At 40.6% G+C, this 14,534-nt stretch carries 16 protein-coding genes; 10 read left to right on the top strand and 6 right to left on the bottom strand.

The annotated features are described in order from the left end of the window. Positions 1 to 238: 238 nt before the first annotated feature. Together FRE64_RS18270 and FRE64_RS08675 are read left to right on the top strand one after the other, a co-directional pair. On the top strand, positions 239 to 700 hold the full coding sequence (locus FRE64_RS18270) for a septal ring lytic transglycosylase RlpA family protein (protein WP_146295607.1): 462 nt from the start codon (positions 239 to 241) through the stop codon (positions 698 to 700). 83 nt (positions 701 to 783) lie between these two features. After that, positions 784 to 2,340, top strand: a complete 1,557-nt coding sequence (locus tag FRE64_RS08675; RefSeq protein ID WP_146295610.1) for a bifunctional pantoate--beta-alanine ligase/(d)CMP kinase — start codon at positions 784 to 786, stop codon at positions 2,338 to 2,340. Position 2,341: 1 nt separating this feature from the next. Here FRE64_RS08675 and FRE64_RS08680 read toward each other — a convergent pair whose 3' ends face one another. Further along, complete coding sequence (locus FRE64_RS08680; protein WP_146295612.1) at positions 2,342 to 4,525, bottom strand: bifunctional diguanylate cyclase/phosphodiesterase; 2,184 nt, start codon at positions 4,523 to 4,525, stop codon at positions 2,342 to 2,344. A gap of 128 nt (positions 4,526 to 4,653) precedes the next feature. Here FRE64_RS08680 and FRE64_RS08685 point away from each other — a divergent pair, with 128 nt between their 5' ends. Next, positions 4,654 to 5,097 (top strand): thiol-disulfide oxidoreductase DCC family protein, encoded by a 444-nt coding sequence (locus FRE64_RS08685; RefSeq protein ID WP_390622226.1) that lies wholly within the window; start codon positions 4,654 to 4,656, stop codon positions 5,095 to 5,097. Positions 5,098 to 5,740: 643 nt separating this feature from the next. Here the strand turns inward: FRE64_RS08685 and rpe are convergent. Both rpe and FRE64_RS08700 read right to left on the bottom strand, forming a co-directional pair. Further along, on the bottom strand, positions 5,741 to 6,436 hold the full coding sequence (gene rpe / locus FRE64_RS08695) for a ribulose-phosphate 3-epimerase (protein WP_146295618.1): 696 nt from the start codon (positions 6,434 to 6,436) through the stop codon (positions 5,741 to 5,743). Between the two features lie 154 nt (positions 6,437 to 6,590). Then, positions 6,591 to 7,391 (bottom strand): SWIM zinc finger family protein, encoded by an 801-nt coding sequence (locus FRE64_RS08700; protein WP_146295620.1) that lies wholly within the window; start codon positions 7,389 to 7,391, stop codon positions 6,591 to 6,593. 160 nt (positions 7,392 to 7,551) lie between these two features. On the opposite strand from FRE64_RS08700, the gene FRE64_RS08705 reads away from it, so the two are divergent. The 4 genes from FRE64_RS08705 to FRE64_RS08720 all read left to right on the top strand — a co-directional run bounded on the left by FRE64_RS08705 (position 7,552) and on the right by FRE64_RS08720 (position 10,446). Beyond that, on the top strand, positions 7,552 to 7,698 hold the full coding sequence (locus tag FRE64_RS08705) for a DUF2256 domain-containing protein (RefSeq protein ID WP_146295622.1): 147 nt from the start codon (positions 7,552 to 7,554) through the stop codon (positions 7,696 to 7,698). 251 nt (positions 7,699 to 7,949) lie between these two features. Continuing rightward, positions 7,950 to 8,936, top strand: a complete 987-nt coding sequence (locus FRE64_RS08710) for a DMT family transporter (RefSeq protein WP_146295624.1) — start codon at positions 7,950 to 7,952, stop codon at positions 8,934 to 8,936. Next, a complete protein-coding gene (locus FRE64_RS08715) occupies positions 8,936 to 9,814 on the top strand; it encodes an LmeA family phospholipid-binding protein (protein ID WP_146295626.1) in 879 nt (292 codons plus the stop codon). The genes FRE64_RS08710 and FRE64_RS08715 overlap by 1 nt, the downstream gene beginning before the upstream one ends. 2 nt (positions 9,815 to 9,816) lie before the next feature. Then, a complete protein-coding gene (locus FRE64_RS08720; RefSeq protein ID WP_146295628.1) occupies positions 9,817 to 10,446 on the top strand; it encodes a GerMN domain-containing protein in 630 nt (209 codons plus the stop codon). Here the strand turns inward: FRE64_RS08720 and accB are convergent. Both accB and efp read right to left on the bottom strand, forming a co-directional pair. Further along, positions 10,443 to 10,913: an acetyl-CoA carboxylase biotin carboxyl carrier protein gene (gene accB, locus FRE64_RS08725; RefSeq protein WP_146295630.1), complete on the bottom strand. Its 471-nt coding sequence runs from the start codon at positions 10,911 to 10,913 to the stop codon at positions 10,443 to 10,445. The two genes, FRE64_RS08720 and accB, sit on opposite strands and share 4 nt — an antisense overlap. A gap of 73 nt (positions 10,914 to 10,986) precedes the next feature. After that, a complete protein-coding gene (gene efp / locus FRE64_RS08730; protein WP_146295632.1) occupies positions 10,987 to 11,547 on the bottom strand; it encodes an elongation factor P in 561 nt (186 codons plus the stop codon). Positions 11,548 to 11,683: 136 nt separating this feature from the next. Here efp and folD point away from each other — a divergent pair, with 136 nt between their 5' ends. From folD to FRE64_RS08745, 3 genes are all read left to right on the top strand, one after another. After that, positions 11,684 to 12,571, top strand: a complete 888-nt coding sequence (gene folD, locus FRE64_RS08735; protein ID WP_146295634.1) for a bifunctional methylenetetrahydrofolate dehydrogenase/methenyltetrahydrofolate cyclohydrolase FolD — start codon at positions 11,684 to 11,686, stop codon at positions 12,569 to 12,571. A gap of 65 nt (positions 12,572 to 12,636) precedes the next feature. Further along, complete coding sequence (gene crtE, locus FRE64_RS08740; RefSeq protein WP_146295636.1) at positions 12,637 to 13,554, top strand: geranylgeranyl diphosphate synthase CrtE; 918 nt, start codon at positions 12,637 to 12,639, stop codon at positions 13,552 to 13,554. A gap of 2 nt (positions 13,555 to 13,556) precedes the next feature. After that, on the top strand, positions 13,557 to 14,015 hold the full coding sequence (locus tag FRE64_RS08745) for a divergent PAP2 family protein (protein ID WP_146297321.1): 459 nt from the start codon (positions 13,557 to 13,559) through the stop codon (positions 14,013 to 14,015). On the opposite strand, the gene psb28 is transcribed toward FRE64_RS08745, so the two are convergent. Continuing rightward, positions 13,997 to 14,371: a photosystem II reaction center protein Psb28 gene (psb28, locus tag FRE64_RS08750; protein ID WP_146295638.1), complete on the bottom strand. Its 375-nt coding sequence runs from the start codon at positions 14,369 to 14,371 to the stop codon at positions 13,997 to 13,999. The two genes, FRE64_RS08745 and psb28, sit on opposite strands and share 19 nt — an antisense overlap. Positions 14,372 to 14,534 lie beyond the last annotated feature (163 nt).

Below are 14,534 nucleotides of genomic sequence, written 5' to 3' on the forward strand. Positions count from 1 at the left end.
CTGTTAAAACAGATTACGCTTGATTTTCCAGTAATTGCTTGTTAAATTTTAGGCTAGCCATACCTTCTCTAATTTTAGGGGATAAATAATCTTCTTCTCGCAAAATTCACGTTTAGCTGATATCTATAATACTTGCGATTAGTCTCGCAAGCGATAGCTAATTTATATGTCTTGATAGAGGCAAAACTGTTTACTTAGATGAAAAGCTAAGTAAGGATCAATTTGAGGAGTGAAGATTATGAAGAAGCCAATTCAACAACTAATGAAAGTTGCTTTTGTAACAAGTGCGCTAGCCTTAGGAAGTTCCGCAGTTGGAATGGCATCCGCTACCGCCTTATCGTTTAATGCCCCTAATGAAGTAAATGAAACGAGAAATTCCCTAGAAAGCAGTTCTGAAAAATTATTAGCCCACCAACTACAGGGAGAAGCCTCTTGGTATGGCCCTAATTTCAAAGGTCAAACCACGGCTAATGGCGAAACCTTTAACCCGTCTGAGATGACAGCCGCCCATCGCACGTTACCCTTGGGAAGTCGTGTTAGAGTGACAAACCAACGTAATAACCAGTCTGTTGTTGTGCGAATTAATGATCGTGGCCCTTATGCGGGAGGAAGAGTGATAGACTTATCCCGTGCTGCTGCGGAAGCAATTGGAATGCGTGGTTCTGGCGTAGCACCGGTTAGCATTCAAGTGATTGAATAAAGTGAACTAAGGTTAAAATTAAGCTAGATAAGGCAGTGAGGCGTTTAGTCTCACTGTTTTCTGTGTTTAGAGAGGAAAAGCTAGTGCGTCTGTTTAAAACCATTGCAGGAGTCCGAACTGAACTAAAATCAGCATGGCAAACTGATCAAACGGTCGGTTTAGTTCCCACCATGGGGGCGTTGCATTCGGGTCATCTCAGTTTAATCTCTCACGCCCGACAAGACAATGATCTAGTTGTGGTGACAATTTTTGTTAATCCGTTACAGTTTGAACCAGGTTCTGATTTGGAACAGTATCCTCGTCAATTGGAACAAGATTGCCAAATTTGTGAGGAAGCAGGGGTAGATATTGTTTTTGCGCCCACTGTGGGAGAATTATATCCTCAAGCAAAACAGGTACAAGGAACTGAGACGCAAGAAGAATTAACTCATGTCGTTCCCCCGGCAAGTATGACTTCTCAAATGTGTGGCGAGAGTCGCCCCGGACATTTTCAAGGAGTCGCTACAGTCGTGACGAAGTTATTTAATATTATCCAACCCACTCGCGCTTATTTTGGGGAGAAAGATGCACAACAGCTTGCTATTATTCGACGATTAGTCACTGACTTGAATTTTCCTGTGGAAATTTGTGCTTGTCCGATTGTACGAGAGGAGTCAGGATTAGCTTATAGTTCGCGGAATCAATATTTAACGCCTCAACAGCGGAAACAGGCGCAAGGATTATATCAAGGATTAAAACGGGCAAAACAGGCGCTTGAGCAAAAACAAGTTCGTGACGCTACAGAATTACTTGAAATTTTACGAGAGGATGCTCCTTGGTCACCTTCCCAGTTTGATTATACAGCGTTGGTTGATCCAGAGACTTTACAACCCCTCAAAAAAGTTGAGAAAAAGGGGTTATTGGCATTAGCAGTTTATTTGGGGAAAACGAGATTGATTGATAATATGATACTACGCGATCGCGCTCCCATTATTGCCATTGATGGGCCAGCAGGTGCGGGAAAATCCACAGTAACTCGTCTAGTGGCAAAAAAATTAGGCTTATTATACCTAGATACAGGGGCAATGTATCGGGCGTTAACTTGGTTAGTGCTTAATTCAGAAACTGCCATTGATGATGAAGCAGGGGTAGCAGAATTAATCTCTCAATGTGACCTAGAATTATTGGTGGGGAGTCGTCCTGATGTTCCTGTGGAAGTAAGAGTGAATGGGAAAGAGGTAACGGATGCTATTCGTAGCGCGATCGTTACTCGTAATGTTTCCGCGATCGCGGCTCAAAAAGCGGTTCGGGAGAAATTAGTCTCTCAACAACGAGAATGGGGAGAAAAAGGGGGCTTAGTTGCAGAAGGGCGTGATATTGGCACGAATGTGTTTCCTCATGCTGATTTAAAGATTTTTCTCACTGCATCTGTGACGGAACGGGCAAAACGACGGCAAAAGGAATTAACTGCTCAGGGCAAAGAAATAATTGATTTAGCACAATTACAGGGGGAAATTGAACAGCGAGATGCCTATGATAGCGATCGCGCGATCGCCCCTCTGAAAAAAGCACCTGATGCCATTGAATTAATTACAGATGGGTTAAGTATCGAAGAAGTTATTGCTAAAATTGTCCAGTTGTATGAGAGGGAAAAAAGTTGAATTACAAACAGTTTCCAGAGATAATATTAGTTGCTTGTTCTGCGGTCAACGGTCGATAAAATAGAAATCCTTGTCCTTTTTCACAGCCCCATTCTAAAAGTTGCTGGCGTTGGGCTTCAGTTTCAATTCCTTCTGCAATTACATCCAAATCCATGTTTTTGGCAAGATTAATAATTGTCTGCGCGATCGCATATTTCCGTTTATTATCAGGGAGTTCTTGTACAAAAGCCCGATCAATTTTCATCACATCTAGCGGTAATTGATATAAGCGACTTAATGAAGATTCTCCTGTGCCAAAATCATCTAAATAAATTCCTACCCCAACTTCCTTTAATTCAGAAACTACTTTGTTTATATCTAATTCTAAGATCGCAGTTTCCGTGATTTCTAAATTGATTATTTTTGGATCGATATTATAATCCCTAATCAAATTTCCCACTTCCTCAACAAAGTTTTTTCCTTTCAACTGCCGAGGAGAAACATTAACGCTGAGAGTAAAGTGTTTACCATCAAATCTTGTGTGTTCTTCCCATTGTTTCAACTGATGAAAAGCCTGTTTTAATACCCATTCCCCAATTTCTAGAATGACTCCTGTTTCTTCAGCAATAGGAATAAAGCGGTTAGGAGATACCCTACCAAGTTCCTGATTATACCAACGAATTAACGATTCAAATCCCGTAATTTGCCCAGAACTGAGATCAACAATTGGCTGATAAAATAGAGATAACTCTTCTTTTGTAATTGCTTTTCTTAATTTTTGATCAATGGTTAATCGTGATTGTCTCTTTGCCAGCATTTCTGGATTAAAAATGCAGTAACCTTTCTCCTTTTGTTTGGCGTTACACATGGCAACATCAGCATCTCTAATAATATTGTCAGATTTTTCATAGCTACAACTTCCTAAGTTAATACCAATTGTTAGGCTAATAAAGCATTCAACGTCATTTACTTGAAAAGATGATCTAAAGGTATTTAAGATTGTTTCCGCAATGATAATTGCTTCTCTTAAGTCTCTAACATTCGGAAGAAATATACCAAACTCTTCTCCCCCTAAGCGTGCTACTAAATATTGCTTAGGAACATTCAGTCTTAGCCGTTGGGCTACTTGATAAAGAACTTGATTCCCAAGGGGATGTCCAAGACTGTTATTAATTTCTTTAAAACGATTTAAGTCAATGAAAAGCACTGCACAAAAAGAATTTTGATCTTTGATTTTACAGATATTAATAAAATCATCCACAGCTTTATAAAATATACGTCGATTAGGTAATTTAGTTAAAGCATCATAATCAGCTAAATTTTGTAAACGCTCTTTTGCCTTTTCATTTTCACTACTGGCTGTGCCAAGAATTAAAGTAGCAAGGGAAATAACAGTAAAAAATGACCAAAGTAATAATAGAGCCGTATCGGGGGTATCAGCTTGAGAAAATGGTCCTGTTTCTTGCATTGTTCCCCAAATAGCGATCAAAACAGTAATAAAAATCCCTAACGTTGCCCCTGGTTGCTTAAACTCATACCCTGCCCAAATTAAAAAAGGAAAACTGAGATATTGAAAAGGATAGATGTTATTTTGCAGAAAAGGCATTTCAATAATGCCAAATATAAATAAATTGGTGATGATTAAAAAGGTGAAACCAAGAATAAAGCTAAATCGTTTGCGGCTTATATTTGTGAGAGGAGACTTCACCCAAGTTAAAATGAGAGGAGTAATAATTAATACTCCCATGGCATCTCCTACTGCCCATTGAAATAAAATCGTAAAAAAATTATCGGTTGTGCAACTCAATGAGAGACAAAAACTACTAGCTCCAATGATACCGCCTAAGATGGGCAATGCGATAACAGTTATGGCTAAAAATTTTCCTAAATCATGAAGTGTATCCAGTTGGCAACGGACTTTCCAGCGATTAATGGCGATTGTGGCTAGCCAAGGTTGTAAGATACTTGGAATCACGGCAAGGCTAAAAGTCCAAGGCATCTCTATGGAAGAATTAATAACAAAAGAGCCAATTGCAACTGCTGGCCAAATTTTTTCCCCAAGCAAGAGAAAGCTGGCTAAACTAACTCCTGCTGGCATCCAAAATAAAGAAATATTCCCTTCTAAAAAAGAAAATTGGAAACTAATCTGGGCGCTGAGAATAATAATTAGAGCTAATGATAATTGTAAAAATGACTGTTTAAGCATTAACCAGATTTATAGTAATTACTAACTTCTCTCTTGAGAAGGATTGATATAAAGTTAACTAAATCTTAATATCTATTAATATAGTAAATGAAAACTGTAGTTAAGATCAAAAATTTTTTGTAATGTTAATGATGGAACAAACCCAATGGAAAGTCAAAATTCTCTATGATGGCGAATGCCCTTTATGTCTGCGAGAAGTCAATTTTTTACAGAAACGTGATGCCGGTCGAGGTTTAGTTAAATTCGTTGATATTACTGACGAAAACTATACTCCCGAAGAAAATAGTGGAATTGATTTTGAAACGGCTATGGAGAGGATTCATGGAATTCTCCCTGATGGTACTGTCGTCAAGGATTTAGAGGTGTTTCGTCGTGTTTATGAGGTATTAGGAATTGGCTGGGTTTATGCCCCAACTAAATTACCCATCCTTGGCGCGATCGCGGATTGGATTTATAACATTTGGGCGAGTTGGCGACTCCCATTAACGGGGCGACCAAACTTGAAAACCCTTGTAGAACAAAAACGCTGTTCTCAAGAAAGTTGTGGCTTGGCAAAAACGGAACCTCAATAACCCATAATAAGCTTATCCCCACCCAAATCAAAGATTCTGGATAGGGACTTCTCGGCGGTCAGTAAAAAGGCTAGTTTTTCAGCATTTCTATAACCATTTCTGTGAGTAAAACTTTCGCCAGAGCCGACTCTTTTGCTGAGCCAAGAGCTTCTGACTTACTATTATTGCCATAGTCAAAATAGACATTCATGATCCCGTCTTTCACCTCATACTGAGCGTGATAAGTCTGATCGTTTACAGTTACACTAATTGGTTTCATAAAAAAAAGTGGGACTCTTTGGTAACCCACTACATCATTTTTATTAATCTTGCAGTAAAAAAAGTGACCAGTCAACTAGATCACTTATTTAACTATCCGTTCTCAGAAGTCTCCCGACAGAATCTTTGATTTGTCGGTGAGATGAATGAGAACAGTCGTGCTATAATCGAAAAAGTTTCGGATGGGGAACTTTTTTCGGCGAAAACCAAGCCAAGATATAAAAGAATTTTTGATTCTCTTCCATCCAATTATCTATAAAGCTCGGGAGCCGGGCTGTTCGCCTATCGCCTTGGTGTAAGACTTCTCTTTTCCTACGATTAGAAAAGCAACCGATTGGGTAGGAAGCTCCCGTTAGAATCTTCGATTTAACGGGAGTAGCTCACGCTAGACAGTTGCTAATTCAGGTTCAGGGCGTTTGCTATTACGGATGCCATCGATCGCGCTTGCATAATCATCAGCCTTAAATACTGCTGAACCAGCAACAATAGCATTAGCACCAGCTTCTAATACCTGCCAAGTGTTGTTCCCTTTCAATCCACCATCCACTTCAATCCAAGGATCTAATCCTCGCTCATCACAAATTTTACGTAATTGACGAATTTTAGGCACTATTGTAGGAATAAATTTCTGTCCTCCAAATCCAGGATTAACACTCATAATTAGAACTAAATCACACAATTCTAAGGTATAATCAATGAGTTCTAAAGGCGTACCTGGATTCAAAACGACACCAGCTTGTTTACCCTGATCTTTAATCAGTTGTAAAGTACGGTGTAAGTGGGGAGAGGCATTGTGTTCAGCGTGTACGGAAATAATATCTGCCCCAGCTTTGGCAAAATCTTCTACATATTTTTCTGGCTCGACGATCATCAGGTGAACATCGAGGGGTTTGTCAGTTAGGGGACGAATGGCACTGACCACAAGGGGGCCAATAGTAATATTCGGGACAAAACGCCCATCCATTACATCGACATGAATCCAATCCGCACCCGCTTGGTCAACAGCTTTTATTTCTTCTCCTAAACGACTGAAATCAGCAGATAATATAGAAGGAGCAATAACCGTTTGTTTTTGGCTCATTGTGAGCAATCCTCAATATGTTTTTATACTTATTGTTTCAATTTTAACAAAAACTTTATCATTGATCCCTTTTTTCGTCCAAGAGGAAGCTCCTCATAACGGAAATATGAAATTCCGGTTCAGTTTGTGATCAAGCCCATCAGCCCATTCAAGGTTATGGACTTGTTTGGTGAACCACCTCAGAATAAACTCGTTTCTGTACTTGTTGTAAATATTGTTTCACCGCTTGCGATTCTGCACTAGGAAGGGGAAAGTCCCCTAAAACTTCTAACACGGTTTGATCACTATCTCCTGTCATTTGCAACAGAGAAGAATCTAATGGTTCATCATACTCCCAAAACTCCTCTAGATTAACTGTGTCATCAGTAATTTTCTCAATAACTTCTTCTGTTTCCACATCATCAATTCCTGTTTCCCCAATGACTTCCTGAGAAGTTCCTTGTTGACGTAACTCTCTAATTTGTGCCAGAATTTGCTCTCTGGTTCGTCCGCGCAGTTGAAATAAAACAAAGGGATCTTCACTAAAGCGATCTGCCAATTCATAATAAACTGCAGCAATGTGTTTGCAAGGATTTTTAGGATCAGGACAATTACAGCGAGAATGAACATCTGAAAGAGAAAATGGAAATAAACTTAAACCATTAGCAATAAAAACTTCTTCAATATCTTGTGGCATTTCCCCCGCTAATAATTGTGCAGAGAATATTGCTTTCTCGGCTAAAGTTTGAATAATATAATGCCAATCTTCATTACTAAATGGATCGAGCTTAATCCAAAGATGATAAGGCTCATTTGCTGTTCCTTGGACTTGCGCTGTTACCTTTGCGCCTTCAAAATTAATCGCAAGGATATTCCCATCTCGGGCATAATTACGACCCCGTTCTAACCGCTTTTTGAAGCGATATTTTTCTAATAAATCAAGCCATTTTAAGACCCACCATTCTCGTTCAGCCATTTTTCCTATTGTCTAATTAATTAAACCTTATTTTTTATCCTATCATTAATAGCAATTAAAATGAAAGTTATCTTATTTATTCTATTATTAGTTACATTAGTAATGAATCATTTTTCCTTACTAGCTAATAAATCGTTAACTTTAAGAAGTAGTATAACTGATGGCACGTCAACACAAAAAATCTGATTTACCGACAAAAACTTGCCTAGTTTGTGGTCGATCCTTTACTTGGCGCAAAAAATGGGCTAATTGTTGGGATGAAGTAAAATACTGTTCTCAACGCTGTCGGCGAAGGAAAAATCTTTAAAGTTTATCTGAAAAACTATTGTTACCTTGTCTTTGCCTGCACTCCCAAACTCTAGAATAACAGTCAAAGGAGCCAATCCTCAGTGTAACATAACTTTCAACCAGTCAAACCGCTTCCTTGTGCATTGGGAATGTGTTTCGCTACATCGCGCTAATGATTTGTCATCAATTACACTGTTTACTGTTCCTAGAGTCATAGAGGATAGCTAGGAGTGTTCAGACCTACCCCTAAAACTGATTAAACAAATCACTATGCCAGAAAAAGAAGAATTAATGCCACAAGAGAAAATTACTCGTCCTTTCCTCTTTGCTTTACTTACTCTCTGCTTTGCTCTACTTTGCGTTTCCTTTGCTCCCATTTTTATCCGCTTAAGTCAAACCGAATTAGGAGCCAACGCGACAGTTTTTAACCGTCTTTTTATCTTTTTTATTTCTTTCGGAAGTTGGCAATTTTTGAGTCGCAAATTATCACCTCCGAAACAAGAAGAAGAGGGCAAAATTACAGGGAAGCAGTGGTGGTTATTAGGCTCAGTGGGAATCGTAGCCACCATTTCCCTCGTGTTATGGGCAATTTCCTTGCAATATACCACCGTTGCCAAAAGTATGCTTCTTAATAACTTAACGCCTATTTTTACTACATTAGGGAGTTGGATTTTCCTCAGTAAAAAATTTGACTCAAGATTTCTCATTGGAATGGCAATTGCTGTCAGTGGAGCTATTACTCTCGGGCTAGAAGACTTAGCTGGTGTAGGAGAAGGCTCATTTATTGGAGATATTTATGCCATTTTATCTGCAGTCTTTTTAGGAACTTACTTTCTTATTGTTGAACAACTGCGATCGCGCTTTTCTGGAACAACTATTCTCCTCTGGCGTTGTGCCACAGGAAGTGTTATCTTACTTCTCATCATGCTAATTACTGGAGAACAATTATTTCCCACCACCCAAGTGGCAATATTAGCCGTCATTGGGTTAGGACTAATTAGCGAAGGCTTAGGTCAACGCTTACTCGCCAATAGCATGAACGTTTTTTCCTCTAGTTTTGTCTCAATCTTTTTACTTTTAGAACCCGTCATCAGTGCTGTTTTAGCTTGGTTTATCTTCTTGGAATCCCTCAGTATTACTACTTGGCTAGGCTTTGCTGTGGTGCTAACAGGAATTTATCTTGCCCAAACCAGTCAATCTTCCACCTCGGAAGTTGCCAAGCAAGATCATCACTCCCAACAACCTGATTATCAATAATGGAATTTCTCTCAATTTTACTCGCTAGTTTAATCGGTGGGGTTTCCCCCCTTGGGTTCATTGTCGATCAACGGATTGAAGCAGCGTTTCGCGAGCAAGTTAATGACGTAGAAACCTTGAAAGTCCGTGTTGATAATACCCCCAGTCATCGACTACTACAAGGAAACATTCAACGCATTCGCCTTGCTGGTGAGGGAGTTAGTCTTTCTCCTCACTTACAACTTCGTACTTTGGCACTAGAAACTGATCCCATTGCCCTTGACTTTAATCGATTACGACAAGGAAATACCGATGGGTTACAAGGCTTTCGAGAGATTCTACAAGAGCCATTGCAGATTGGCTTACAAATGAGTCTTAGCGAAGCCGAGCTTACTCAGTTTTTAAATTCTGAGCCAGTTCAAGCTCAGCTACAAGGAATCATTCAACAAGTAGCTAATCAATTCCCCAGCGGTCGCAATCAAAATTACGAATTATTAAGCTCAGAGTTAGAATTTCTCGACAATAATCGTTTTGCTTTTAATTTTGAAACTCGTGTTTCTCGTCCTGGAAGAAGGGCCGAAACCGCCACTTTTAATATTCGGCTAGAATCGGGAATTGCCACCAGACAGGGCAAACAACTGCAATTTGTCAATCCCAGACTGGCAGTTAATAACCGACCTTTTCCACCGCAGTTAGTTCAAATGGTTACCCAAAGGGTTAGCGAGCGATTTAATCTGGAAGCATTAGAAGAGCAGAATATCCTCGCAAGACTTTTAAAATTAAATATAGAAGAAGATGAGGTAAAATTAGCAGCGTTTGTCCAGATTGCAAATGAGACAGCGTCGGAGAGCTCTTTTTCTTCTCCCTCCGTAACAAACGAATTATCAGCTAGAAGGTGATTATGCAAGAGCCAAAAAAACGTTATCAATTTTCAACAGGATTTATTGTTGGTTTGTCCAGTGTTCTGATTGTCGCCGGCGGTTTAGGCGCGTGGTGGGCTTGGACAACAATAAGAAGTGGGGAAGCGCCTCCTTGGGTGCCTGAGCAACTCAGACCAGCAGACCAAAGGGGTGAAGAGGAAGATCCCCCTATTCCCACTGAAGAAGTCGAAATACAAGTTTATTGGTTGCAAATTACCGAAACTAGAGAAGAGTTAGTCGGGCAATCACTTACGCTAGATGAGACGAGTGATCCAGAAATCGCAGTAGAAAAAGCCCTTGCCAATTTAATGGAAGGAGTAGATAATCCCGACTATGCCACTACTATTCCTCCCAGTACCGAACTACGTAATGTCAGTGTTCGCGAAGATGGCGTTCATATTGACTTATCGGAAGACTTTATGTTTGGCGGGGGTAGTGTCTCCATGATTGGCCGCTTGGGGCAAGTTGTCTATACTGCCACCAGTTTTGATCCTGAGACAAAAGTTTGGTTAAGCGTAGAAGGAGAACCATTGGAATACTTAGGGGGAGAAGGAATTTATGTTCCTCAACCCCTAACCCGAGAAGAATTTAACGCTAATTATGAACTTTAGTCGGGTTTCACCCGTATTAGAGGCTGGCCAAATTCCACTGGTTCACCGTTTTCAACTGCGATTTCCATTACTTCTCCCGATACTTCTGATTCAATTTCATTCATAATTTTCATCGCTTCCACAATGCAAACAGTTTGGTGTACTTGAATGTGATCACCCACTTTTACAAAAGGCGGTTCTCCCGGAGCGGGAGCTTCATAAAAAGTTCCGACAATGGGAGAGGTGATCACTTCCCACTCGCTTTTATCAGTGGTTGGGGGGGGCGTTGATTCTTCCGCAAAAGAGGTGGTATTCGCAGGGGCTTGTGCTGGAGTGGGTTGGGGGGGAGGTGACGTTTCCGATGATGGACTCACCAGTCCCTTGCGAACTGTTAGCTCAAATTGATCACTTTTGAGGCTAAATTCGGCAATATCTGCCTGAGAAATGGCGTTTAGAAGTTCACGAATCTCGTTAAAGTCGATTGACACCAGTTATATATCCTATTCAACAGTTTTCATCTTATTTTCCCAAGAGAATTAACAGGAAACAAATTTTACTTAATTATTCACCTCGACCGACATAAGTGTCGTTCCGAGTATCAATTTTAATTCGTTCACCAATGGAAATAAATAGGGGAACCATAACCTGTGCGCCCGTTTCAACAGTTGCTGGTTTACTTCCCCCAGTGGCGGTATCGCCTTTAACTCCGGGATCTGTTTCAGTGACTTCTAAGGTAACTGTATTGGGGATTTCTACTTCTAGGATATTGCCTTCCCAGTAAACCGTTCCTACTTCCATGCCTTCAGTGATATACTTAGCGCGATCGCCGATGGTTTCAGGGGGAATCCGCACTTCCTCAAAAGATTCCATATCCATGAATACCAACTCCTCTCCTTCTTTATAAGTATGTTGCATAGTTCGTTTTTCTAATGTCGCTTGGGGAACCGTTTCTCCTGCTCGAAATGTTCTCTCAGCAATATTTCCCGTTTTGACATTTTTTAACTTAGTACGAACAAAAGCAGAGCCTTTCCCTGGTTTAACATGAAGGAACTCCACTACACGCCAAACTGTTCCATCCAATTCAATGGTCATCCCCGTTCTAAAATCGTTAGTTGATATCATAGTTTATCCTTGCGTTATCTCAATCAGCATTTTATTTTATCGTCCAATTGCCTTTCCTTAATCCGAATCTCTGTTTCAAAACGGACAAAATCTGAGACACTAACATAGAGTATCCCGATATTTTAGAAATTTTGCAATGAATGCTCCAATGGCTGAAAAATTAGATGGAAAAGCCCTTGCTCAAAAAATTCAAGGGGAACTCAAACAACGAGTAGAAACACTACAACCGCAAGCAGGAAGATCCCCAGGTTTAGCGGTTTTAATGGTGGGAGATGACCCTGCTAGTGCTGTGTATGTCCGCAATAAAGAGAAAGCCTGTGAAAAGGTGGGCATCACTTCGTTTGGTCAGCATTTCCCCAGTGATACCACCCAAGAGGAACTAGAAGCCAGAATTACTGAACTAAACCAAGATTCTCGCGTTGATGGCATTTTAGTACAACTTCCCCTTCCTGAGCATCTTGATGCTATTCAAGCCCTTTATAAAATTGCCCCTGAAAAAGATGTCGATGGCTTACACCCGACTAATTTAGGGCAATTAGTGCGTGGGGAAAAAGGTTTAAAAAGTTGTACGCCTGCTGGGGTAATGCGTTTATTAGAAACTTATAACCTGACCATCAAAGGAAAAAGGGCTTTGGTGATTGGGCGTAGTATTCTTGTGGGTAAACCCCTTGCGTTGATGCTACTAGCGGCGAATGCGACAGTAAGTATGGCTCATGGTAAAACCTCCCAAGATGACTTACGGGAATTAAGTCAAAAAGCTGATATTTTATGTGTGGCAGTGGGAAAAGCTAATCTCATTACCCCAGATATGGTGAAACCTGATGCTGTGGTAATTGATATTGGCATGAATCGTATTGAAGATGAAAATGGGAAAAAACGCCTCATTGGTGATGTAGATTATGCAGGGGTTGCCACTAAGGCAAGTTATATTACGCCTGTTCCGGGAGGGGTCGGCCCAATGACGGTGACGATGTTGTTAGAAAATACGGTTCGCAGTTTTGAAAATCGTTTTTTTAATGATTGAGCCGTTGACCCGTAAAATAGAAAATCGAAGCTCCCACGCTACCTACTGTGTTAATTAGAAGAACGATGACAAATCAATCTGCTTGCCCACAAAACTTAACCTTTGATTTAGAAGCCTATCTCCAAGCGAGAAAAGCAATTGTCGAAAAGGCGCTGGATCAGTCTCTGGCAATGGGAGAACCTGCCAAAATTTATGAGGCAATGCGCTATTCCTTGTTAGCTGGGGGGAAACGGTTACGCCCGATTCTATGCTTGGCAAGTTGTGAGTTGGTGGGAGGAACAATAGAAATGGCGATGCCCACCGCCTGTGCCTTGGAGATGATTCATACCATGTCGCTGATTCATGATGATTTACCAGCGATGGATAATGATGATTATCGGCGGGGAAAATTGACCAATCACAAAAAATTTGGCGAAGATATTGCTATTCTCGCTGGAGATGGGTTGCTTTCTTATGCTTTTGAGTATATTGCGGCTTATACCAGAGAGGTTGATCCGAATGCAGTTTTGAAAGTTATTGCGAAATTAGGACACACTGTAGGGGCAACTGGCTTAGTGGGTGGTCAAGTGGTTGATTTAGCTTCAGAGAATAATCCTGATATTAGTTTGGAAACTTTAGAATATATTCATACCCATAAAACGGGAGCATTATTAGAGGCTTGTGTGGTTAGTGGGGCATTATTAGGGGGCGCAAAAGAGGAAGAATTAGCAGGGCTTTCTCGTTATGCTTATAATATTGGTTTGGCTTTCCAGATTATTGATGATATCCTCGACATTACGGCAACACAGGAAGAATTAGGGAAAACCGCTGGTAAAGATGTGGCTGCGGATAAAGCAACGTATCCTCGCTTGTTAGGGTTAGAAGCCTCAAAAGCAAAGGCGGATGAGTTGATTGAGGGAGCAGTTGCTGAAATTTCTCCCTATGGTGACGCTGGGATTCCTTTGCAGGCTCTGGCACAGTTTATTGCAAATCGTAAGAATTAATGATGCAAGATGTTTCCAGTATTCTTGGTAATGATCTCCTCTGGGTGTCGTTGATCGCTTGTTTGTTGGCGCAAGGACTCAAATTTGTGATTGAGTTAGTTCGTGAGGGAAAGTTTGATGCGCGATCGCTGTTTACTACTGGGGGAATGCCTAGCGCTCATTCGGCGTTAGTGGCTTCCTTAGCAACAGGTGTGGGAATTAAAGAGGGATGGGATAGTACCAGTTTCGCGATCGCGCTCCTTTTTGCCATTATTGTCATGTATGATGCGGCTGGAGTCCGACAAGCGGCAGGAAAACAGGCTCGACTGCTCAATCAAATAGTGGATGAATTCTTCAGCGAGAAACAAGAGTTTAATGAAGAAAAATTAAAAGAACTCTTAGGACACACACCGCTACAGGTGGTTGTTGGGTTTATCCTTGGGATTATTATTGCTGTATTAGCTTATTTTCCTTTATCTTGATATGCCATTTCATTAGCTTCAGCATAACGTTCCATAAAGCGCATGAAGCGTTCCCAATGGTCTTCTTGTTCAATGACAAAAGAACATTCCACTCGCTGCAACTCATCCCCTTCTGGCCCCCCATAAATAAAGCGTAACGAATCAGGCTCAACCGAAATTGTCCCTTCTGAATCGGTTAAATTCATAGCCTTAGAAAACTTTTGCCGAAAGCTATTAAACCGTTCTATAGCCTCTAGTTCCTCAAAAATCATCAAGACATTTCGCATTCCTGTAGATTTTTCTTTCCGTAAGCGCACATCACTTACTTGTTCTGGGAGACCTTCAAAAAATTCAATGGTGGGGACAGCTTCTGACATAATCTTATGGGAATGAATGTTATATTTTTTATTTTAATTGGTCATTAGTCATTAGTCATTGGTCATTAGTCATTGGTCATTGGTCATTGGTGATCACTGGCTTACGAAGGACGAAGGACAGAGGACGAAGGACTAACAACAAAGGACGAAGGACAAACAACAA

Origin of the sequence: Euhalothece natronophila Z-M001 (genome assembly GCF_007904085.1) — a bacterium.
Lineage (GTDB): Bacteria > Cyanobacteriota > Cyanobacteriia > Cyanobacteriales > Rubidibacteraceae > Halothece > Halothece natronophila.